This is a genomic window from Streptomyces sp. SID11385 (assembly GCF_010548245.1).
In the GTDB taxonomy this organism is placed as follows: Bacteria; Actinomycetota; Actinomycetes; order Streptomycetales; family Streptomycetaceae; genus Streptomyces.
Genome location: NZ_JAAGLR010000868.1, coordinates 1 through 266, shown reverse-complemented (window position 1 = coordinate 266; position 266 = coordinate 1). Strand labels below are relative to the sequence as shown.

Annotated in this window: 1 protein-coding gene; it reads right to left on the bottom strand. The window is 77.1% G+C overall.

The window, feature by feature from the left end; all coding sequences use genetic code 11:
• Positions 1 to 266 (bottom strand): hypothetical protein (locus tag G3I42_RS26240; protein ID WP_164289929.1); only part of this gene is annotated, 266 nt, incomplete at both ends.

Below are 266 nucleotides of genomic sequence, written 5' to 3'. Positions count from 1 at the left end.
GGCCGCGGGGAGCAGCCGCCCGCGCCTGGCGAGCTCGGCGGCCTCGCGGGCGAGGGGGCGGTAGCCGAAGGCGTGGGCGGCCTCCTGGACAGCGGTCAGGGTGCGCGCCGCGCGGTCACGCTCGCCCGCCGCGAGAAGCGTCTCGGCGAGGTGCAGCCGGACACACGCCCTCTCGTACGGCCGTTCGAGAGAAGCGAAGGCGGTGGATGCCTCCTCCCAGTCGGTGACGGCGTCGTCGCCCCGCGCGCGGAGCAGTTCGGCGCGCA